Source organism: Neisseria zalophi (assembly GCF_008807015.1).
GTDB classification, from domain to species: domain Bacteria; phylum Pseudomonadota; class Gammaproteobacteria; order Burkholderiales; family Neisseriaceae; genus Neisseria; species Neisseria zalophi.
The window spans coordinates 201399-222723 of the sequence record NZ_CP031700.1; the positions used below are offsets into that span (position 1 = coordinate 201399).

The 21325-nt window shown below is 46.7% G+C and carries 25 protein-coding genes; 5 read left to right on the forward strand and 20 right to left on the reverse strand.

From position 1 onward, the window contains the following. The first annotated feature begins 75 nt into the window (after positions 1-75). Both D0T92_RS00835 and D0T92_RS00840 read left to right on the forward strand, forming a co-directional pair. Positions 76-627, forward strand: coding sequence for a porin family protein (locus D0T92_RS00835; RefSeq protein WP_151049313.1), 552 nt, complete (start codon positions 76-78; stop codon positions 625-627). Positions 628-1180: 553 nt separating this feature from the next. Then, positions 1181-1912: a LytR/AlgR family response regulator transcription factor gene (locus D0T92_RS00840; RefSeq protein WP_151049315.1), complete on the forward strand. Its 732-nt coding sequence runs from the start codon at positions 1181-1183 to the stop codon at positions 1910-1912. Positions 1913-1984: 72 nt separating this feature from the next. Here the strand turns inward: D0T92_RS00840 and D0T92_RS00845 are convergent, their stop codons facing one another. The 16 genes from D0T92_RS00845 to prfB form a co-directional block, all read right to left on the reverse strand. Continuing rightward, on the reverse strand, positions 1985-2473 hold the full coding sequence (locus tag D0T92_RS00845; RefSeq protein ID WP_151049317.1) for a TlpA disulfide reductase family protein: 489 nt from the start codon (positions 2471-2473) through the stop codon (positions 1985-1987). Then, complete coding sequence (locus D0T92_RS00850) at positions 2470-2862, reverse strand: acyl-CoA thioesterase (RefSeq protein WP_151049319.1); 393 nt, start codon at positions 2860-2862, stop codon at positions 2470-2472. The genes D0T92_RS00845 and D0T92_RS00850 overlap by 4 nt, the downstream gene beginning before the upstream one ends. A 3-nt stretch (positions 2863-2865) precedes the next feature. Then, on the reverse strand, positions 2866-3225 hold the full coding sequence (locus D0T92_RS00855; RefSeq protein ID WP_151049322.1) for a VacJ: 360 nt from the start codon (positions 3223-3225) through the stop codon (positions 2866-2868). A 127-nt stretch (positions 3226-3352) separates the two neighbouring features. After that, positions 3353-3823: a 23S rRNA (pseudouridine(1915)-N(3))-methyltransferase RlmH gene (rlmH, locus tag D0T92_RS00860; RefSeq protein ID WP_151049324.1), complete on the reverse strand. Its 471-nt coding sequence runs from the start codon at positions 3821-3823 to the stop codon at positions 3353-3355. A gap of 110 nt (positions 3824-3933) precedes the next feature. Beyond that, positions 3934-4152, reverse strand: a complete 219-nt coding sequence (locus tag D0T92_RS00865) for a SlyX family protein (protein ID WP_151049326.1) — start codon at positions 4150-4152, stop codon at positions 3934-3936. Between the two features lies 1 nt (position 4153). Then, on the reverse strand, positions 4154-5500 hold the full coding sequence (locus tag D0T92_RS00870; RefSeq protein WP_151049328.1) for a Na+/H+ antiporter family protein: 1347 nt from the start codon (positions 5498-5500) through the stop codon (positions 4154-4156). A gap of 272 nt (positions 5501-5772) precedes the next feature. Further along, positions 5773-7116, reverse strand: a complete 1344-nt coding sequence (locus tag D0T92_RS00875; protein ID WP_225315121.1) for a M16 family metallopeptidase — start codon at positions 7114-7116, stop codon at positions 5773-5775. Positions 7117-7540: 424 nt separating this feature from the next. After that, on the reverse strand, positions 7541-7906 hold the full coding sequence (rplS, locus tag D0T92_RS00880) for a 50S ribosomal protein L19 (RefSeq protein WP_151049330.1): 366 nt from the start codon (positions 7904-7906) through the stop codon (positions 7541-7543). 13 nt (positions 7907-7919) lie between these two features. Beyond that, positions 7920-8669 carry a tRNA (guanosine(37)-N1)-methyltransferase TrmD gene (gene trmD / locus D0T92_RS00885; protein ID WP_151049332.1) on the reverse strand — a complete coding sequence of 250 codons (750 nt, stop codon included), beginning with the start codon at positions 8667-8669 and terminating at the stop codon, positions 7920-7922. Further along, positions 8669-9178: a ribosome maturation factor RimM gene (gene rimM, locus D0T92_RS00890; RefSeq protein ID WP_151049334.1), complete on the reverse strand. Its 510-nt coding sequence runs from the start codon at positions 9176-9178 to the stop codon at positions 8669-8671. The genes trmD and rimM overlap by 1 nt, the downstream gene beginning before the upstream one ends. A 26-nt stretch (positions 9179-9204) precedes the next feature. Next, complete coding sequence (gene rpsP, locus D0T92_RS00895; RefSeq protein ID WP_151049336.1) at positions 9205-9453, reverse strand: 30S ribosomal protein S16; 249 nt, start codon at positions 9451-9453, stop codon at positions 9205-9207. Positions 9454-9509: 56 nt separating this feature from the next. After that, the gene (locus D0T92_RS00900; RefSeq protein ID WP_151049338.1) at positions 9510-11795 is read right to left on the reverse strand and encodes a GNAT family N-acetyltransferase; all 2286 of its coding nucleotides are present in this window, start codon (positions 11793-11795) and stop codon (positions 9510-9512) included. A gap of 267 nt (positions 11796-12062) precedes the next feature. After that, positions 12063-12863 carry a uracil-DNA glycosylase family protein gene (locus D0T92_RS00905; protein WP_151049340.1) on the reverse strand — a complete coding sequence of 267 codons (801 nt, stop codon included), beginning with the start codon at positions 12861-12863 and terminating at the stop codon, positions 12063-12065. Next, entirely contained in the window at positions 12857-13300 is a 444-nt protein-coding gene (gene rimI, locus D0T92_RS00910) for a ribosomal protein S18-alanine N-acetyltransferase (RefSeq protein ID WP_151049342.1), read from the reverse strand. The genes D0T92_RS00905 and rimI overlap by 7 nt, the downstream gene beginning before the upstream one ends. Beyond that, entirely contained in the window at positions 13297-13974 is a 678-nt protein-coding gene (tsaB, locus tag D0T92_RS00915) for a tRNA (adenosine(37)-N6)-threonylcarbamoyltransferase complex dimerization subunit type 1 TsaB (protein WP_151052926.1), read from the reverse strand. The genes rimI and tsaB overlap by 4 nt, the downstream gene beginning before the upstream one ends. A gap of 162 nt (positions 13975-14136) precedes the next feature. Further along, positions 14137-15240 (reverse strand): peptide chain release factor 2, encoded by a 1104-nt coding sequence (gene prfB / locus D0T92_RS00920; RefSeq protein WP_151052927.1) that lies wholly within the window; start codon positions 15238-15240, stop codon positions 14137-14139. Between the two features lie 198 nt (positions 15241-15438). Between prfB and D0T92_RS00925 the strand changes: the two genes are divergently transcribed. Further along, positions 15439-16290: a mechanosensitive ion channel family protein gene (locus D0T92_RS00925; protein ID WP_151049344.1), complete on the forward strand. Its 852-nt coding sequence runs from the start codon at positions 15439-15441 to the stop codon at positions 16288-16290. A gap of 66 nt (positions 16291-16356) precedes the next feature. On the opposite strand, the gene D0T92_RS00930 is transcribed toward D0T92_RS00925, so the two are convergent. Further along, a complete protein-coding gene (locus tag D0T92_RS00930; protein WP_151049346.1) occupies positions 16357-16605 on the reverse strand; it encodes a BolA family protein in 249 nt (82 codons plus the stop codon). A 203-nt stretch (positions 16606-16808) separates the two neighbouring features. Here D0T92_RS00930 and ftsE point away from each other — a divergent pair, with 203 nt between their 5' ends. After that, positions 16809-17462, forward strand: a complete 654-nt coding sequence (gene ftsE / locus D0T92_RS00935) for a cell division ATP-binding protein FtsE (RefSeq protein WP_151049348.1) — start codon at positions 16809-16811, stop codon at positions 17460-17462. Continuing rightward, positions 17459-18373, forward strand: coding sequence for a permease-like cell division protein FtsX (ftsX, locus tag D0T92_RS00940; RefSeq protein ID WP_151049350.1), 915 nt, complete (start codon positions 17459-17461; stop codon positions 18371-18373). The genes ftsE and ftsX overlap by 4 nt, the downstream gene beginning before the upstream one ends. Before the next feature lie 203 nt (positions 18374-18576). Here ftsX and D0T92_RS00945 read toward each other — a convergent pair whose 3' ends face one another. Genes D0T92_RS00945 through atpG form a run of 3 tightly spaced genes read right to left on the reverse strand, consistent with a single transcriptional unit; the run spans position 18577 to position 21322 of the window. Next, on the reverse strand, positions 18577-19002 hold the full coding sequence (locus tag D0T92_RS00945; RefSeq protein WP_151049352.1) for a F0F1 ATP synthase subunit epsilon: 426 nt from the start codon (positions 19000-19002) through the stop codon (positions 18577-18579). 10 nt (positions 19003-19012) lie between these two features. Continuing rightward, a complete protein-coding gene (gene atpD / locus D0T92_RS00950; RefSeq protein WP_151049354.1) occupies positions 19013-20410 on the reverse strand; it encodes a F0F1 ATP synthase subunit beta in 1398 nt (465 codons plus the stop codon). 36 nt (positions 20411-20446) lie between these two features. Beyond that, positions 20447-21322, reverse strand: a complete 876-nt coding sequence (atpG, locus tag D0T92_RS00955) for a F0F1 ATP synthase subunit gamma (protein WP_151049356.1) — start codon at positions 21320-21322, stop codon at positions 20447-20449. Positions 21323-21325: the final 3 nt, after the last annotated feature.

The following is a 21325-nucleotide window of genomic DNA, read 5'->3' on the forward strand; positions in this document are numbered from 1 at the left end:
ACCGTTGGTGTTTAATGATGCTAAAACCACACCACACTATAATGAACCCATAATGACTCTAATAGGAGCTTCGCTATGAAAAAAATATTATTGGCTGTTTTGATTGCCGGTTCAGCGGCAGCAGTGTCAGCACAATCTATGTCTAGCTTTACCGGCACCGGTGTTGAAATTGGTGCAGGTGTGAGCAAAACCGATTTTAAAAACAGCAATCTGGATGAAAAAAATAGAGCGGATTTTGCAATCCGCGGTAGCCACAATGTGGAATTTGGAAACAATTGGATCGGCGGCGGTGAAATTGCATTGAAACCGATACACCGTAAAGTTGGCACAGCCGGCTCAATTAATTTAAAGCAAAAATATGATGTCGGCCTTTCTTATGTGCACGGCTATCGCTTTGCACAAGATTTGATGGCATACGGTAAAGTAGGCTATCACTATGGCAAATTCTCTAGTACGAATAGCGGCGGAAGCCACGGTATGCATGGTGTTGGCTATGGCGTAGGGATGAAATATGCTCTGGCTCCAAATGTGGAGGCTGGCATAGAGTGGGAACAAACACGCTATAAACGCGATGATAATAAAGCAACCAACAATGCCTATATGGCTACTGTCGGCTACCGCTTCTAATTTGTTTACGAGCGTATATTACTGATTTCTTGATTACAACAAACCGACATAAATATAATATTAGATAATATTATAATAATGTCGGTTTTTTTATTTCATTATTTATCTTACTCAATATTCAAGTCTTTCTATCTTATGCTTACCTACTTATCGAAAATAACTTGATTTCACATCCTGCTATCACATCCGTTGTATTCCGATTACAAAAAAGATTACTAATGTTATCTTTTTATTCTTTTGGTTTATAATTATTTTTTGGAATTTTATGCCATATATTTTTATAATTTGAAATTTTTAATAAATTTAAATAAGATTAAAAATAGATAGTTATAATTTATTTCATTAGTCATAATAATTGTCAGGTAATATATTGATTGCCACTACTGTTTTTTATTAATTAATATTGATATAAGTTATTGTTCGGGATAGGATGTGTACTCTAACCTGCCTATAATCAGGCAATTTTGCTGTGCGCTATGCTGTCATAAGCGACTTTCTCGGTTATTTAAAATTGAATGACCTGTTTATAAACAACCGACAGACTGATAAAGATATGCTGAGTGCCATTATTGTTGAAGATGAAGTTCTTGCTGCAGAGCGCCTGAGAGTGCTGCTGGAAGAATGTAATGTCGTACTACTGAAAATTTTTCACCACGCCCAACCGGCTTTGGATTGGTTGAGCGTTCATGAAACCGATATTGTTTTTGCCGATATAGGCCTGCCGGAAATCACCGGCCTAGAGCTGGTCGAACGTATTAAACGCGTCGCCAAAAAACAACCCGACGTTATTTTTACCACGGCATACGAAGAACACGCCTTGCGTGCCTTTGAACTAGCTGCCGCCGATTATCTGCTCAAACCCATTAAGGTATCCCGTTTACAGACGGCCTTAGAGCGTTTAAATGAAAAACATCGCGAAAAAGCCGATGATTTTACCCACTTCAAAGTGTTTAACCGCAACCGTATGGTTGAAATTCCTTGGCAGCAGGTTCGCTATTTGATGGCCGAACACAAAACAGTATTTCTGTTTACCGGCGACGGCCAAAGCTACGAATTGCCCAAAACGCTGGTTTATTGGGAAGAATTGTTGGGCGATAAAATTATCCGTATCCACCGTAATGCGTTGGTGTTCCGCCATACTTTGGACTGCCTGATACGCTTAGACTCCGGCGACGAAGATGACAATAACGCCACATGGGGTGCCCGTGTTTTAGATATTGAAAAACCATTGGCTGTGAGCCGCCGCCAATTGGCTGCTATCCGTAAAATTCTGCGTGAAGGCTGATTTTGCAATTATCTGATAAAGATATAAACAAGGCCGTCTGAATTTTCAGACGGCCTTGTTTATATGGCTTTTTTATTTGGCTAGTTCCTGATCAATGGCTTTATAGAGTTCGCCAAAATCCGGTTCACCGACAAAGGTTTTTAATAATTCACCTTTTTTATTGATAAAGAAAGAAGTCGGAGCGACTTGTACGCCGAAATCTTTGCCTGTTTTGCCGTCGGCGTCATACATGACGGTAAACGGCAGTTTGCGGTCGGCAGCATAATTGCGCACGCTTTCAATCGGGTCGTATGGCAGGGAAATGGCAATCACTTGAAAATCTTTGCCCTCGTAATCGTGGGCGGTTTTAATAATCTTGGGCATCTCGCTCACACAGCCGGGGCAGGACGGATACCAGAAGTTAATTAAGGTAACTTTGCCCTGCAAATTATCATTGTTCACAACTTGGCCGTTTAAATCAGGCAATGAAAAGGCTTGAACCGGTTCGTTTTTTGGCCAAAGCACCAAACCGAGTAAAACGGCGACAACAAGGGCGGCGGCAATAGTCAGCAATTTTTTCATAATGATCTATATTGAGTAAGGAAATGATAAAGTTCGGGCGGTAAATCGGTTGATCTGCCGCTTCCGCTGCTTACAGGCACCAGTGTAATGTCGGCTTCGGCGACGGTTTTTCCGGTATCGCTGCGGCTGATGGTTTGTGTTAACACTACTTCGCGGCGTTCAACCGAGCGGATATGCGTATTAATACGCAATATCTGGTTTTCTTGTGCCGCCCGTTTATAACGGATATCAATACGTGAAACCACCATCATCAAACCTGTCAGATGATTCAACAGATCATGCTGCTCGAAAAAAGCCCAACGCGCTTCTTCAAGGAACTCAAGATAGCGGGCGTTGTTCACATGGCCGTAACCATCGAGATGATAGCTTCTTACGCGGATTTCCGTCATGGTTTAGTTTAAAGTAATCGGTTGGAAAATCTCACGGCCGAGCGGCTCTTGCTCCAAATCGGTCAAGACGGTGGAAAGCTGCACATCAAACCATTCTTGAAAAATGTCGGCATCCAAGTCGGGCCACTGACTTTCGTCTTCACACCAATCGGCCAATTCGGCTGCAAAAATCTGTTCGAAGCGGGTTTCGATTTCGTCCCACACTTCATCAGCCGTTTCACACGGGCGTATCAGATAAGAATTGGCATCGGCCTGTAAATCTTCGAGGGTAATATCCAGCGGGGTTTCAGGCAGGGATTGCAACCAATTCCAAAAAGGCTCCAATGGGATCAGTAAAAACACACTACGGTTCACTTCATACATGGTCATGCTCCGGCGACAGGTAAGGGGAATTATAACAAATATGTGTGAAAATCCATACGGTAGCATTGCTAAAACCAAAGCTCAAGGCCGTCTGAAAAATTTCAGACGGCCTTGATAATACGCACAATCATTCACGATGATAAGGATGGTTGTGCAAGATAGAAACGGCACGGTAAAGCTGTTCGGTAAGCAATACGCGCACCATGCCGTGTGGTAGCGTTAAACTGGATAAACGTATGCTCAAACGTGCCTGTTGTTTGAGGTGATCGGTCATGCCGTCGGCGCCGCCAATCACAAAACAAACATGTTCGCCGTTTTGCTGCCAGTTTTTCAGATAGTCGGCCAATTCGACCGATGTCGGTGCTTTGCCCCGCTCATCCAGCACCACTAAAAACGCGCCCTGCGGTATGGCTTCGAGAATACGCTTTTCTTCCGCCGCCATACCTTGGGCGGCATTCACGCCCGCACCACGCTTTTCAGGTTTGATTTCTTTTAAGGTGTAGTGGATATCACGGCCAAAACGCTTGGCGTATTCGCCAACGGCTTCATCGACCCAACGCGGCATTTTGGTGCCGACGGCTAAAACGGTTATATTCATTTGTGCTATAAAATTCTTAAATACTGGAAAATAGATTATTCAGGCCGTCTGAAAACGGATTCAGACGGCCTGATATCTGAGTTAAAACTTAAAACAATCGTGTTTGCCGTTTAATAATGCGGCGGTATTTCGTCCATCAAACTATAAGGTTCGTCTGCATCACCCGGGCTTTTTTCCTGCATGCGTTGATACAGCAACCTCAATTGGGCTTGTTGTAAATCCAATGTTTGCTGCATCTTCACAATGGTATCGTTCAACGTGGCCAGCAAATCTTCCTGCAAGGCCGTCTGAATTTCCAATTCGGTAACGCGGGCTTCTAAGTCGTCCATATTACAGCACCATCGCGGCAACCCAGCCGGATATCATCAACGGCAGATTGTAATGCAGGAATGTGGGAATCACCGTGTCGCGTATGTGGTCGTGCTGGCCGTCCATATTCAAACCGGAAGTCGGGCCAAGCGTAGAATCGGAAGCGGGGGAACCAGCATCACCCAATGCACCGGCAGTACCGATAATGGCCAAAGTCGCCATCGGTGAAAAACCCATGCTGATACACAAAGGCACATAAATCGACGCAATAATCGGTAAAGTGGAAAACGAGCTGCCGATACCCATAGTTACCAGCAATCCGACCACCAGCATCACCACAGCCGCCATACCTTTATTGCCGGCAAACATATCTGCAGAAGCTTGAACCAACGGTTCGATCTGTCCGGTGGCTTTCATCACTTCGGCAAAGCCCTGCGCGGCAATCATAATAAAGCCGATCATCGCCATCATTTTAACGCCGCTATTGAATACGGAATCGGCCTCTCCCCAACGCACTACTCCTGCCGCCATAAAGACGGCAAAGCCGATCATGGCACCCAGCAATAAAGAATCCGCCCAAAGTTGCACAACAAAAGAAATCACAATCGCCAACAATGCCACCATGCTGCGATAAAGCGACATTTTCGGTTGGCTTGAAGCCTGATGATTGGCTTCGACATCGGCAGTTGTGTTTTGATAGATACGCGGCTTGCGATAGCTGATAAAAATAGCAATCAACAAACCGGTAATCATGCCTAGAGCAGGAATCGTCATCGCTTGAACAACATTAATATTACCGACATCCAAACCTGCATTATCAATATTGGCGACTAAGATTTGTTTCAAAAAGATTTCACCAAACCCTACGGGCAACCACATATAAGTAGTCACCAAACCGAAAGTCATCACACAGGCCAACAGACGGCGGTCGATTTGGATGCGGTTAAATACTAGCAACAGCGGCGGAATAATCAACGGAATAAAGGCAATATGAATGGGAATCAGGTTTTGGCTCATCACGCTCATTGCAAGCAGTGCCAGCAGTAAACCCCATTTGATGGTATTCACACTGCCGGGCACACTATCGCGCACATGGTTATTATCTAAACGGCGGATAACCGCATTGGCCAACATTTGCGGCAGACCGGAATGGGCAATGGCCACCGCAAATGCGCCCAACATTGCATAAGAAAGCGCAATCTGCGCCCCGTTTGCCAAGCCTGTTTGAAACACTTCCATGGTTTTGGGCAAGCCCAATCCACCTGCCAATCCGCCGGCTAACGCACCCAGCAAAAGACTCAGCACCACATGCACCCGCGCCAGCGACAAAATCAGCATCACGGCAACGGCAATCACAACGGCATTCATATTTCTTCCCTTAGTATTCAGAATATAAAAGCCGTTTCATATTATTTCGTTTGAAACGGCATCAAGACAATATTTTTCTAATCCTTCAACCTACCTATGAATCAGAAACACTACCAAGCTCAAAGGCCAAAACAATACAATCTTACCGCGGCGGCAGATATACCGGCTTGCCACCGACCAATAACATACGGTGGGATTTTACATCTGCCTGATTTGATTTACAAATCAAAACAATCGGCAGCTTAAAATTAAAAAACAGCGCCAATATCTTTTTATTGCACTTTTTTAGCAGGCAATACTTCCTTGCCCGCCCCCACAACAACGGTATGAATACCATTCATTTTCACACGGCGCTGCCATGCGGATTTGATATCATCTACCGTTACCGCCTGAACGGCTTTCGGATAAGCTTCAAGATAATTATTCGGTAAATCATAGAAACCGATAAGGTTGAGATAGCCCAAAAGCTTGGCATTGGTATCAAACCTTAATGGAAAGCTGCCGATAATATTGGCTTTGGCTTGTTGTAACTCTTCTTGAGTCGGGCCGTTGGCAATAAAATCAGCCAATACTTTACGCGCGGCTTCCAATGCCGGGGCAGTATTATTTTTTTGAGTTGCCAAACCAATGGTTAGCGGACCGGCTTCGGTAGCTGGGGAAAGACTGCTGTGTGCACCGTAGGTATAGCCGTATTGATCACGTAATACTTTCATCAAACGACTGTCGAATCCACCGCCGCCAAGAATATAGTTGCCAACCACCAAAGCATAATAATCGGGATCATGGCGTTTGATGAGCGGCATACCCATCATAATTTGCGCCTGCTCACCTGCAAAATCAATATTCTTCTGCTCTGCCGGGCGGAAAGGCACTGCGGGAATATTACCTTTAACCACACTCGCTTCAGGCAATCCCTCTAATACCTGTTTCACTAATGCATCCGTTTCTTGACGGTTAATATCCCCGACAACCGACACAATGGCATTATTTTTAGCATAGCGGCTGAGATAAAATGCATGGATATCGTCTAAATGAACACGACGAATACTGTCTACACTGGTTTCGGCAATCCGACCATAAGGATGGCCGCTATAATTCAATCGGGTTAACTCACGCCCTGCAATAAAATTGGAATCGGTTTCCTGCTGTTGCAACCCGGTTATACTTTGTTTGCGGATACGCTCAAAAACAGCACTATCAAAACTAGGCTGCGTTAAAGCTTGATTTACCAAATTAATGGCTGGTTGAAGATTGGCTTTTTCGCTCAAACTGCGGAAAGTGATACCCGCACCTTCTTCACCACTTGAGCTATGGACTTCGGCTGCCAAATCGTTAATCTTATCTTGAAAGGCTTCTTCATTCAGCTCACGGGTACCGCCGGTTAATAAAGCCGCGGTAAACTCGGCAACTTCATTTTTCCCTTCTGGATTAAACGCACTACCCGCGCCTTTAAAACTGATTTGCACATCCACAATCGGATTCTCATGCCGCTCAACCAATAAAACCTGCGTACCTTCCGGCGTATGCCAACGCTGGATATTAACGGCCGCATGAACGGAAAGCGGTAAAAACATGAGGGAAAGAAGTAGTTTGGCGTACATAAAATCAGCTTTCATGGTGATAACAGGCCGTCTGAAATTATTTGCCTTATCAATATCATCAAATAATAACAACCACTTTCTCTGCTTATCTTCAATCAATATTGTATCGGCAAGCGCTTCAGAAACTTTCAGACGGCCTGAAAGAAAAGTTTAAAGTTTTGTGCATTATAACGAAGAAAACGCTTCATGAAAGCAAACATTAAACTGAAAATAATAGGATTGAAAAGGTGGCTTATTGCAAAAGTTTTTGAGTAATCTCTTTTGGCATAATGAAAACTATATAAAAACAAGCTTCAATACCGCCCTTAGTAGTTGATAAATAAACAAAACAGCCGAAACCCTAAATATTAGGTTTCGGCTGTTTGATGATTTATTTTCATCAATTATTGCATGCTTTTTGCTTATTCCAAAATACTGCAACCTGATGTTTAATAAGAAATTAACCTTTGCGTGCCGGCAATTTTTCTTTAATACGGGCAGCTTTACCGGTCAGGCCGCGCAAGTAGTACAGTTTGGCACGGCGCACGTCACCACGGCGTTTCACTTCGATTTTCACAACATTGGGTGAATACAGTTGGAAAGTACGTTCCACACCTTCACCGCTTGAAATTTTGCGTACGATAAAGTTGCTGTTCAAACCACGATTACGGCGGGCAATCACCACACCTTCATAGGCTTGCAAACGGGTACGGTTACCCTCTGTTACACGCACGGATACGACAACGGTATCGCCCGGTGCAAAAGCAGGAACTTCTTTGTTTAAGCGAGCAATTTCTTCTTGCTCTAATTGTTGGATCAAATTCATTGTATTTTCCTAATTATGATTGGCTGTCCTGTTGCTCTTGTTTGATTTCTGCCAAGAGGCGGGACTCCTTTGGGATTAAAATGCGCTTTTCCAGTAAATCCGGTCTGCGCTGTAATGTGCGCCGCAGCGATTCTTTCAACCGCCACGTTGCAATCAGGCCGTGATTACCCGAACGTAATACTTCGGGAACCGTCATGCCCTGAAACTCTACCGGTTTGGTGTAGTGCGGACAGTCTAACAGGCCGTCTGAAAACGAATCCTGCTCGGCCGACCGGTTATCACCCAACACACCAGGTATCAATCTTAATACGGCATCTGTCAGCATCATGGCAGGCAGTTCGCCCCCCGATACCACAAAATCGCCGATACTGATTTCTTCATCAACACTACTGAGCAAAAGCCGCTCGTCTATACCTTCATAACGACCGCAAAGCAAAATCAGATTATCCAATTTTGCCAATTCTTCTGCTTTGGCATGCGTGAGTGGTGCGCCCTGAGGGCTGAGGTACACCACCCGGCTGCTGCCGGAACCGTTTTTTTTTGCTTCTTCGATGGCGGCCTGCAAAGGCGGTGCCATCATAATCATACCCGGCCCGCCACCAAAAGGCCTGTCGTCGATATAGCCGAGTTTGTTATCGGCAAAGCGGCGCGGATTAATGGCTTGAAACTGCCAAAGCCCCTGCTTTAATGCCCTTCCGGTCACACCGTATCCGGTTATGCTGTCAAACATTTCCGGAAACAGGGTAATGGCTTGAATCAACATCAGTAATCCAAGCCCCAGTCGGCAGTGATGGTTTTATTTTCGGTATCTACTTTGCCGATATACTGCGATACGAACGGAATCAGTTTCCGACCATATTCGCCGCTTATCATTAAGACATCATGTGCGCCGGTTTCCATTAGGTTATCCACCTTACCCAACACGATGCCTTCGGTATTCACCACCGTCATTCCCACTAAATCTGCCCAATAATATTCACCTTCTTCGGTCGGGGCAAAATCTTCGCGGTTGATTTCGATGGTATAGCCGCGCAATGCAAATGCTGCTTCGCGGTCGTCTATTCCTACTAGCTTTACCTGCAATTCACCATTGACGACTTTGCCGGTTTCAACCGTAACCGACAAGCGTTGGCCGTCTTTACTCAGCTGCCATTCCGGATAATCCAGCAGGCTGTCGCTGTATTCGGTATTGGCAGCTACTTTCAGCCAACCTTTAACGCCGAATACGCCTTTAATGTAGCCCATGGCTACGTTTTGCCGGTTATCGGTCATAACAGTATGTTCCGACGATAGATGAATTAAGCAGCGGCTTTTTGTGCTTTAACCAATTTGGCAACGGCTTCGCTTACTTGCGCGCCTTGGCCTACCCAGTGGTTCAGGCGGTCTGCATTCAAGCGTACACGTTCTTGTTTTTCGTTAGCAACGGGGTTATAGAAACCTACGCGCTCAATAAAACGGCCGTCGCGGCGGTTGCGTGAATCGGCAACCACGATATTGAAAAACGGACGGTGTTTTGAGCCGCTGCGGGCTAAACGGATAACTACCATGAAAAATTCCTTTTATAAAAGTCGGATGTATAGAAAACCGCTAATTTTAGAATAGATTACAATTTGAGCGCAAGTATTTGTTGTTTTAAATTTTGCTTTATGTTGTTTACCGGCTTTTCTTCGTCTTCAATCAAACTAAAAACAGCTTCGAGTAAATCTTTATCGTGCGGCGACGGCGTTAGGGCAAAACCGAGTTTTTCCGCCAATTTCTGCATGGCTACGTTCTGCTTCAAGATTTCCGCACTCATGACCGAATAGCCCTGCTGTTTGGCCAATCCGACAATCTGTTTCATCAGATAAACAGCCAAACCCTGCCCCTGCGCCGCTTCCGCCACACTGATGCCAAACTCGCACCGTTCCCTATCTTCCGTGCTGCCGAATCGGGCAACACCCAACCAAGTGCCATCTTCAACGGCTTCAGCAACAATGGCCGCTTCGGAAGCATAATCGAGATTGCAGGCTTGGGCGAGCATGGTCGGACTGAGTTCGTTAAGGTGCGTCATATAGCGGGTATAGCGATCCTCTTTCGACAAATGGCGCACAAAATCCTGCTTGGCTTCGGCATCTTCGGGCAATAGCGGCCGGATACGGGCTTTTTGGCCGTTTTTTAATGTAAACGTGTGTGTTAAAGCAACAGGATATGCTGCCAACACTGTTTCGCTATCGTCTGCGTCGTCTGTTTCCGCTATTTCACATTCCGTATGCGTTTTGCCGTCGGGATACACTTCCATCTGTATCGAGCGGATTTCCGGCACCTGCCCGACAACCGCATTTAAACTGTATAGCCATTGGTAAACCGTTTTATGATGGCGTTTTAACTCAACCTTATCAATCAGCTGTTCGGCATCAAGTGTTGTAAACGGCGGCAGAACGGCCATAGTTTTACCAGCCGAACAGGCAAACACAACCGCGCCATAATACGGATGCCGTCTGAAAATCAATCGGGCGCACAATGGTTGTACCTCGTTATGGTTTTCAGGCAGATACAATGTTTTCAGCAGTTGCGGCAAATCCTCTGCCGCTTGCTTTATCTCTTTAACAGACGGGCTTTCCACATCAGACGGCCACGGCTTCGCCACATGCTGCCGAAGCTGTTTCAATGCTTTGTATTTTTTTTGGAAACCAAATGCCGACAATGCCTGATCAGTGTCTTTAAACTGCATCAGGCCGTCTGAAAGCGGACTGCTAACCAGCAACGGCTTATCAGATTGTTTTTGTATATCCGCCAATAAGCGGATAATGTCGGCGGCTTTATCGGCAGCGGGGGAAACCACTGTCAATAACGCTTCGGTTTGATGATGATGCAGGCTGTTTTCCACACATTCGCGGAAACGCAGGGGCGACGGATTGCTGCCGATATAACCTTCGGTATTTTCGGGCGGTCTTTGTGTTTCATCGGGCAGCTGCAAAGCAATATCTAATTCGTCGGCCTGCGTTTTCAGACGGCCGCAAGGAATATTGGCCACGACTTTCAATGTATCGGCAGCTTGTTTTTTCGCGGCGGCCACATGCACGGCGGCTAAAAATTCTTCGCGGGAAAATGCTACCACACAGCCGCTATAACGCGACAATGCCTGCAATACCGCCCGCTCTTCCGCATCGGCATAACCGCTAACCGAAAGAATCACCGGTTTACGGCGTGCCACCTTGCGCACGACACTAAACAGACGGCGTAAATTTTCATTCGGATTGTATTCCGCCACGATTAAACTTGTGCCCGCATCCCTGCCCAACATTTCGATAATATCGGCCGAAACGGTTGGGCTTAGGGCATATTTCAAACCCACATGGCAAGAAACACCCAACCCCGCCTGCCGTAAACATGCCAGCATATCTACGCTTTCGGCGGCATGTCCGCTAATCAGCCCCACTGTGCCGACCGGCATATCCGGATAAACCCCTGCGTTCAGGCGTATAGCAGGAATCTGAACCGAAGCAGCATGGCAAACCACAATCCGTATATCGGTTTTCCTATTCTTTTTCAATACCGCTTGTGCCTGTTTATATTCTTCGTCGGAAAGGCTGTCCCAATCTTGGGCAAAAACCACATAGCCTATATTTTGTTTGATACACGACCGCAACACGCTCTCATAGCTTTCCGGCCGAGTCAGCACCAAAACCGCATCGGCAGCTTCCGGCACGCGGCCGACATTGCTATACGCTTTCATGCCGCCCACGGTTTTGTGCCGCAGGTTAACCAGTGTGATTTTGCCGGTAAACGGGGCGGCCAGCAGATGAGTAAGCACCCGCTCGCCGACACTATTGGGGCGTTCGCTGGCACCGACCACAATCACATGATGAAAAGGCGGCAGGGGCTGTGGCTGCTGATACTGATGGTTCATAGCAAAATTCCTTCCGTTAACGGATCGGCTTTATTATTATAAAAGCATAAAAACAAGCTTTGAGAAATAGTAACATAGAATCCCGCCTGCCCGAATGCCGATAGCAAGGCTATCCATACGACAGAATAAACAATACCGACAAACAGCATACTGTCCGAGCAATTGAAAAACAGACTGGAGGCCGGGTCTATATTCTCTATCTATTGGATTCAGGCCGTCTGAAAAGTTTCAGACGGCCTGAATGTTTTGTTATCCAAATACCGGCAACTACCGTGCCTTTAAAACATGCTGCAATTTTTTCAACGCCTGCCATGCCTGCCGTTTCAATTGCGGCTGCCTCAACAACCGCGCCGGATGCGGTACGACAAAATAAGGTGTATTACCGCATAACTGCGCAATTGTTTCCGCATAATCAGACTGTTCGAATACCTGTCCCAGAAACAACACCGCGCCAGCTTGAGATGCGGCCAGTTCGGCCGATATCTGCGGCAATGCGGCAGCGGCTTGTTCCGGTGTCGGCTGCGGCATAAAAACCGTGGTTTCCTTTATCCATGTGGTTTTATGCACATCATCGGGCTTCAAACCGACCGCCGCCAACATATTATCCAGCAACACGCCGACACTACCGCTAAACAATACGCCGGCGGTACGGTCTTCGGGTGCCGGGCAAATGCTGACTACCATCACCTCGGCCGACACAATATCTGTCGTATCGAAAACAGGGGCGGCAGGAGCAGTTTCCGCCACCCTATCCGTTGCTTTCACTGCCATTTTTTCAGACGGCCTTGGCTGTTCTGCTATCGGTTGCGGTGTTTGTTCCGCATGTTGTTTATTCAGGCCGTCTGAAACCGTTTCCTTTTGATGGACGGCAGCAATGGCAGCCAGGCGTGCAGGCGCTTTGGCCGTAGCGGCCATATGCGGTTCGGCCGCTACCGTTGCCACCTTGCCGCCGCTATCCGGCCGCACTTCGGCGCTATGGTCGGCAGGCAGCACTTTCGCGCCCTGCTTCAACCACATCGGCCCCAGCCCTAAGGCTTCGTGCAAATGCAGATAACGGCTGCTTAACATGATTTCTCCATCAAAACCGCATCTTCCCGACCACCATCGGGCAATGCATAATAATTTTTGCGACGGCCGCACTCGGTAAACCCGAATTTGCCATAAAGCACTTTTGCCGCTTCGTTAGTGGCACGAACTTCTAAAAACAACCGTGTTACCTGTTGCTCCGAGGCCGTCTGAAACCAATCCTGCATCAATTGCGAAGCGGCACCGCTACGGCGGCGGTTAGGATGAACCGCAATCAAATGCAGTTCCGATTCATCGCATACGGTTTGCCATACCGCAAAACCGATAAGGCTATGCTCGTCTGCCAATACCTTAACCGTATCGACACGACTGTTCAAGGCCGTCTGAAACTGTACGGCCGACCACGGCGAAGGATTGCATAATGCATCCAACGCTGCCAATGCGGCTATATCCCGTTCTTCCGCCAGCCTGATAATCACGGCCGCCCGCCTTTGCGCTCGGCTTGTTCTTTTGCCGTTAACGCGATTTTATTGCGAACATACAATAGCTCGGCATGCGCCGCATCTGTCGCCGGATAGCGCCCCGAAGATGCCAATTGCAAATAATCGGCTGCCGTCGGCATATCGGCACGCCCGGCAAACGGCGGTTTATCATCCAAGGCAAACGCATTGCCGACACCTTGCGGCATGCTTTCTGCTGCCGGTACTTCGATTTCCGCTGCTTTGCCTACCAGATAATCGCTTAAACGTTGTTGCCGTTCCGTATCGAACCAAGCATAAAAGACTTCGCCCATGCGCGCATCGGTTGCCGCCAATACGCATGGTGCCGTTATCTGATAAGCCACCGCATCCAAACACGGTACGCCCACCAAGGGAATATCAAACGGGGTAGCCAAGCCCTGCGCCACACCGGTACCGATACGCAAGCCGGTAAACGCACCCGGCCCTTGTGCATAAACTACTACACCCAAATCGGCGGCGGTCATGCCGGCTTCCGCCAACATAGCGCCGATATGCGGCAAAATCAGTTCGGATTGTTTATTACCTACTTCTTCGTGCCGGATAATCGTTTTGCCGTCCACACGCAACGCCAGCGACAAAAATGATGTGCTGGTATCAATGGCCAAAACAGGGCGCGAGAAATCGGTTTGTATCATAAGGGAACCTGCAATTTTTCAGACGGCTTTATAACGGTAACGGCTTATTCCAAACCGCTTTCTTTAAATAGTATGGCGGACAATCATGCCCGCCGCTATGAAACACTAACAACCATGGCGATATTTGAGACCGCCGTTTTCAGACGGCCTCAAACGGTACTATACACCCTGCTTCAGACTGGCTTCGATAAAGCCGTCCAAATCACCGTCCATTACGGCTTTGATATTGCCGACTTCATAAGAAGTTCTCAAATCTTTAATGCGCGATTGGTCGAATACATACGAACGAATCTGATGCCCCCAACCCACATCGGATTTACTGTCTTCCAACGATTGTTTTTCTTCGTTGCGGCGGCGCATTTCCAATTCAAACAGCTTGGCTTTCAGCATATTCATGGCTTCTTCGCGGTTGCGGTGTTGCGAGCGGTCGTTTTGACATTGCACCACAATGCCGGTGGGGTTGTGGGTAATCCGCACAGCCGAATCGGTTTTATTGATGTGCTGCCCGCCCGCACCCGAAGCACGGTAGGTATCAACACGCAAATCGGCAGGGTTGATTTCCACTTCGAAGCTGTCGTCCACTTCGGGATAAACGAAAACGGAACAGAAAGAAGTGTGGCGTTTATTGTTGGAATCAAACGGGGAATAGCGCACCAAACGGTGGATACCGGTTTCCGTACGCAACAGGCCGTAAGCATATTCGCCTTCCACTTTAATGGTGGCACGGTTAATACCGGCAATGTCGCCTTCGTCTTCTTCCAATACTTCCACTTTAAAGCCTTTGCGCTCGGCATAGCGCAAATACATGCGGTAGAGCATGCCGGCCCAGTCTTCCGCTTCGGTACCGCCCGCGCCGGCGGTAATGTCGATAAAACAGTTGTTCACGTCGGCCGGCTGGTTAAACATCCGTTTGAATTCCAAATCGGCCATCATTTTTTCAAGCTCGCCGACATCCTCTTGTACAGCGGCAAACCCGCTCTCATCTTCTTCTTCGACAACCATTTCAAGCAATTCGCGATTGTCGTCGATACCGGCGGCAATTTTATCAAGCGTTAAGACGATGCCTTCCAATACTTTACGCTCTTTACCGATTTCTTGGGCTTTTTTAGGATCGTTCCAAAGATCGGGGTCTTCCGACAGGCCGACCACTTCTTCAAGGCGGTCTTTTTTGCCGTCGTAGTCAAGATAGCTGCGGATATCTTTGCTGCGTTCGGAAAGGTCGTTCAGCATAGCGTTCAACTGGTTGACGATTTCGGCTTCAATCATGGCGGTTCTCTTTATTATTCCTGAATTCAAGAGGCGTATTGTACTGAATTTTACAATGGCTTGCTATGTAGGATAGGCCGTCTGAAAAGTTTCAGACAGCCTTTTTAGCCCGCTTGTTTTAAGGAAAGATTGTTCCGATATAAACAAAAGCATATACTCAAACATGCTGTACATTCCAATATACGGGGCAATACCATGTGGGACACCATTCTCCACTATATCCAAAACGGGCCGGTCAAACTGGAAATCATTGAATCTATTCTGATGATTGCCGGTATTTTGCTGTTGCGCACTATTTTGCTTCAGGCACATTTCCGCAGCCATCCCACCATGCCGATTGAAGAAAAACGCCGTTGGGCGGTGATGGGGCGCAATGTTACCCTGATTTTGGTGATATTCGGTTTAACGATTATTTGGGCGGCACAAATCCATACTTTAGCCTTATCGATGTTTGCCGTGGCCGCTGCCGTTGTGTTGGCTACAAAAGAACTGATTATGTGTTTGTCGGGCAGTGTTTTACGGGCGACAACCAAGCAATACTCGGTAGGCGATTATATTGAAGTCAACGGCCTGCGCGGGCGTGTGGTCGATATCAACCTGTTTAATACGTTAATGATGCAAATCGGCCCCAATACGCAAGTCGGTCAATTAAGCGGTAAAGCCGTATCGTTTCCCAACAGTCTGCTGCTTTCGCATTCCGTACAACGCGATAATGTGATGGGATCGTATATTATTCATACATTTGATATTCCGGTGCCAATCCATCTGGATTCCGATCAAATCGTGCCGCCGCTACAACAACTCTTGGAAAAACGCTGTGCACCTTTTGTTCCGGCTATTGAAAAACACTTAGAGGCCGTTCAAACCCAAAAACTGTTTATTACACCGGCCGCCCAACCTCGGATTACCCGTGTTCCCCACGATGATAAAGTGTATAACATTGTGGTACGCTTCGCCTCGCCGCTCCAGCTCAGATTGGACATCCAACAAACCGTATTAGACGAATATATCCGCATACAATATCGTTTATTGAATCCGTCTGCTTAACCATACCATGCAATAAAGCCGCATTAAATGCGGCTTTTGTTATTCATATCTCAATAGAATTGGGTATTAAGCTTGTTTAGCCGCCCACTCTGTCGGTGTGGCAGCAACGGTAATCGATAAAGCATGCAGTTCGTTGCTGGCCAATTTGTCGGCCAAGCCGTCTTTAATCAAACGGTGGCGCGCCAAACGTGCTTTTCCTTCAAAACCGGAAGAAACAATCTGAGCGAAAAAATGGTGGCCGTCTCCCTCTACTTCAACGTATTCGCAAGGGGTAACGGCTTCAATCATATCTTTAACTTGTTCGGGTGTGAGCATGGTGGTTCCTTTTTAATCATCATTTTTCAGACGGCCTCTTATCTGATAAAGGCCGTCTGAAACTACGCTGTATTATATAGGATTCCGTCTGTCAGTGGCAGCTGAACAGTTAGGCATTATTCGGTATAATCCGCCGTAATTATTTTCAGACGGCCTCTTTATTACTTAAGGCCGTCTGAATCCCACTTACAACGAGAATGCTTATGATTCGTTTCGAACAAGTTTCTAAAATTTATCCCGGTGGTTTTCAAGCCCTGAAAAATATCAGCTTTAATATCCGCAAGGGTGAAATGATTTTTGTGGCCGGCCATTCCGGTGCGGGAAAATCAACCGTGCTCAAGCTGATTTCCGGTATCACCAAACCGACAAAGGGCAAGGTTTGGATCAATAATCAGGATATCGGCAACCTAAGCGACAACCAAATCGGCTTTTTGCGCCAACATATCGGCATCGTCTTCCAAGACCATAAAATCCTATTTGACCGCAATGTGTTGCAAAACGTATTACTGCCGCTGCGCATTATCGGCTACGACCTCAAACAAGCCGAAAAACGGGCACGGATTGCCATTGAAAAAGTAGGCTTGGGCGGGCGCGAGCTTTCCGACCCGATAACACTTTCCGGCGGCGAACAACAACGTTTGTGTATTGCCCGCGCCGTTGTGCACCAACCCAGCCTGCTGATTGCCGACGAGCCTTCCGCCAACCTAGACCGCGCCTATGCCTTGGATATTATGGAACTCTTCAAAACCTTTCACGAAGTAGGTACCACCGTTATTGTAGCCGCACACGATGAAACCCTGATGGCAGACTACGGCCACCGTATTTTACGTTTGCAGGAAGGCAGGTTTACTTCATGAATCCTTATTTGTCGCTCCACATCGATGCCGCCGTGAATGCTGCCCGACAGCTACTCAAGCAGCCCGTCGGTACCATCCTGATTTTGCTAATGCTGGCCGTAGCCATGACACTGCCGCTCACATTGTATCTCGGCGTAAACAGTGCCCAAGCTGTTTTGGGCAAACTGAACGAGTCGCCGCAAATCACGCTTTATATGGAACTCAATGCCGCCCAAGCTGATAATGAAACGGTTAAATCCCTATTGGCCAAAGATACCCGTATCAGCGAGAGTACATTTATTGGCAAACAGGAAGGTTTGGAAGAATTGCAAACCAGTTTGGGCGGGCAAGACTTGGTTTCCATGCTAGATGAAAATCCGTTGCCCGATGTGTTTATCGTGACACCCGACCCGGCCACACCGCCCGAAGTAATGCAGGCATTGCAACAAGACTTGGCCAAACTGCCGATGGTGGAATCTGCCAAACTGGATACGGAATGGATGCAAACGCTTTATCAAATCAATGATTTTGTCCATAAAATCTTTTGGTTTCTAGCCATTACCCTCAGTGTTGCTTTTGTTTTGGTAGCGCACAATACTATCCGCTTGCAAATTTTAAGCCGCAAAGAAGAAATTGAAATCACCAAGCTACTTGGCGCCCCCGCCTCGTTTATCCGCCGCCCCTTTCTCTATCAGGCAACATGGCAGGGCATATTGTCGGCCGCATTGAGCCTGATTTTATGTGCATGGCTGGTAAACCTTTCACAGCCACTGGTCAATCAAATCTTCAAACCTTACGGCCTGAATATTGTTTGGCGCTATTTTCATATTTGGGAAGTATTGCTGATTATGGCTGCCGTATCCGCATTAGGCATTGCCGGTGCATGGCTGGCGACACAACAGCATTTACTGGGATTTAAAGCAAGAAAATAAAGCTAGCTTAAGTTCATCTATATAAATGGCCGTCTGAAAATTTATTCAGACGGCCATTTGATTTATTTGAAAAATAAAATATCAGCTGTCGACCTATTTAGGCATCTCTCACACTTTAATATCTCACTGCCACTTACATCGGTTAAACAATAGAAAAAGGTACGATATTCATATCGTACCTTTTACAAACGCTACCGACAAAATTATTTATTTTTTTGTGCGCGGATATAATCCAAAGTTTTCAGCTGTGCGATTGCCGCCGCCAATGCCGCATGGGCTTTAGCCAATGATTCATCGTCTTTAGCTTGAGAAATATGTGCTTCGGCAGCTTTTTTAGCCTCCTCAGCTCTGGCTAGATCCATTTCATCACTGCGCACGGCCACGTCGGCCAATACCATCAGTTTATCGGGTTGAACTTCCAATACCCCGCCTGAAATGGCAACCAATATTTCCTCAGACTCTCCCGGTACGGTTAAACGCAATACACCGGGACGCACCAAACTCATAATCGGCTCATGTCGCGGATAAATACCAAGCTCGCCATTCAAGGTCGGCACAACAACAAAACTTGCCTCACCCGAATAGATATTCTGCTCATTACTTACCACTTCAACTTGCATGATATTCATGCCGGCCTCCTTAGTTTATGGTTTTTGCTTTCTCTACAGCTTCTTCAATACCACCAACCATATAGAAAGCTTGTTCCGGCAGATGATCGTATTCGCCGCTCAAAATAGCTTTAAAGCCGGCAATGGTATCGCGTAAAGAAACATATTTACCCGGAGAACCGGTAAATACTTCGGCCACATGGAACGGTTGAGACAAGAAGCGTTGGATCTTACGGGCACGCATCACTGTCAATTTATCTTCGTCAGACAATTCATCCATACCCAAAATGGCAATAATATCACGCAGTTCTTTATATTTTTGCAAAGTAGACTGAACACCGCGCGCAACATCATAGTGCTCTTGACCCAATACCATCGGATCCAATTGACGTGAAGTCGAATCCAACGGGTCTACTGCTGGATAAATACCTAAAGAAGCAATATCACGGCTCAGAACGACGGTTGCATCTAAGTGAGCAAATGTTGTTGCAGGTGACGGGTCAGTCAAGTCATCGGCAGGTACGTATACGGCTTGGATAGAAGTAATAGAACCGGTTTGCGTAGAAGTAATACGCTCTTGCAAACGACCCATCTCTTCAGCCAACGTCGGCTGATAACCCACCGCAGAAGGCATACGGCCTAACAATGCGGATACTTCAGTACCGGCAAGCGTATAACGGTAAATATTATCTACGAAGAATAAAACGTCACGACCTTTGCCGTTTTCGTCTTTTTCATCACGGAAATACTCAGCCATAGTCAAGCCTGTTAAGGCCACACGCAAACGGTTACCGGGTGGTTCGTTCATTTGACCATAAACCATGGCCACCTTATCCAATACATTGGAATCTTTCATCTCGTGGTAGAAGTCGTTACCTTCACGGGTACGTTCACCTACGCCGGCAAATACGGACAAACCACTATGTGCTTTGGCGATGTTATTGATCAATTCCATCATATTAACGGTTTTACCTACACCGGCACCACCGAACAAACCTACTTTACCGCCTTTCGCAAACGGGCACAGTAAGTCGATCACTTTAATACCTGTTTCCAAAAGCTCGGTAGCACTTGATAATTCATCAAATTTCGGAGCTTCTTGGTGGATGGCACGTTTTACATCTGAAGCAACCGGACCGGCTTCGTCAACCGGATTACCGAGTACATCCATAATACGGCCTAATGTTGCCTTACCCACCGGCACGGAAATCGGGGAACCGGTATTGCTTACCATCATTCCACGTTTCAGTCCGTCGGAACTACCCATTGCAATGGTACGGACAACACCATCACCTAGAAGTTGTTGTACTTCTAAAGTGAGATCGGTATCAACCAATTTTAAAGCATCATACACGTGCGGAATGCTGTCTCGTGAAAACTCAACATCAACTACGGCACCGATGATTTGTACGATTTTGCCTTGGCTCATTATCGTATCCTATTTTAATGCACGGTCGCGGCAACCTTATACGGCAGCTGCTCCGGCAACGATTTCTGACAATTCTGTGGTAATTGCAGCTTGGCGTGATTTGTTATATACCAAACGCAACTCTTTAATAGCATTTCCTGCATTATCGGTTGCAGCTTTCATTGCAACCATACGTGCGGCCTGCTCTGAAGCCATATTGTCACTCAATGCCTGATAAACCACAGACTCTAAATAGCGGCGGACCAAATATTCCAAAACAGCCACCGGAGTCGGTTCATAACGATAATCCCAACTATAATTGCTGTCTATATCAACACTTTCAATTGTGTTTTGGCCGATAGGCAGTAAGATTTCGTTACGAGGTTCTTGGCGCATCGTATTCACAAATCCCGAATACACCAAGTGAATGGTATCTAATTGCTTTTTCTCATAACGCTGAAAAATCTCAGTTAAAGCACCGAGCATTTTTTCCATATTAGGGGTATCGCCCAGATTGGTCACGCTGGCAATCACATTCAAGCCGATACGCTGACAAGCTGCCAATCCCTTACTACCCAAACAAACAACATCAACCTCAATGCCTTGTTCTTGATATTCTTGAACTTGTGCTAAGAATTTTTTTAAAACATTAGCATTTAAGCCACCACACAAACCTTTATCGGTTGTGATTAAAACAAACCCGGCACGCTGCACACTACGATGCGGCTCTAACAGCTTAATACCGTGATCGGATTGGGTTTGTGCCAAATGGCTCATTACCATACGTACTTTTTCAGCATACGGACGCGCCAAGCGCATCCGCTCTTGAGTCTTCCGCATTTTGGAGGTCGACACCATTTGCATCGCTTTAGTGATCTTTTGAGTATTTTGAACACTGCGGATTTTGGTGAGAATCTCTTTCCCTACTGCCATTTC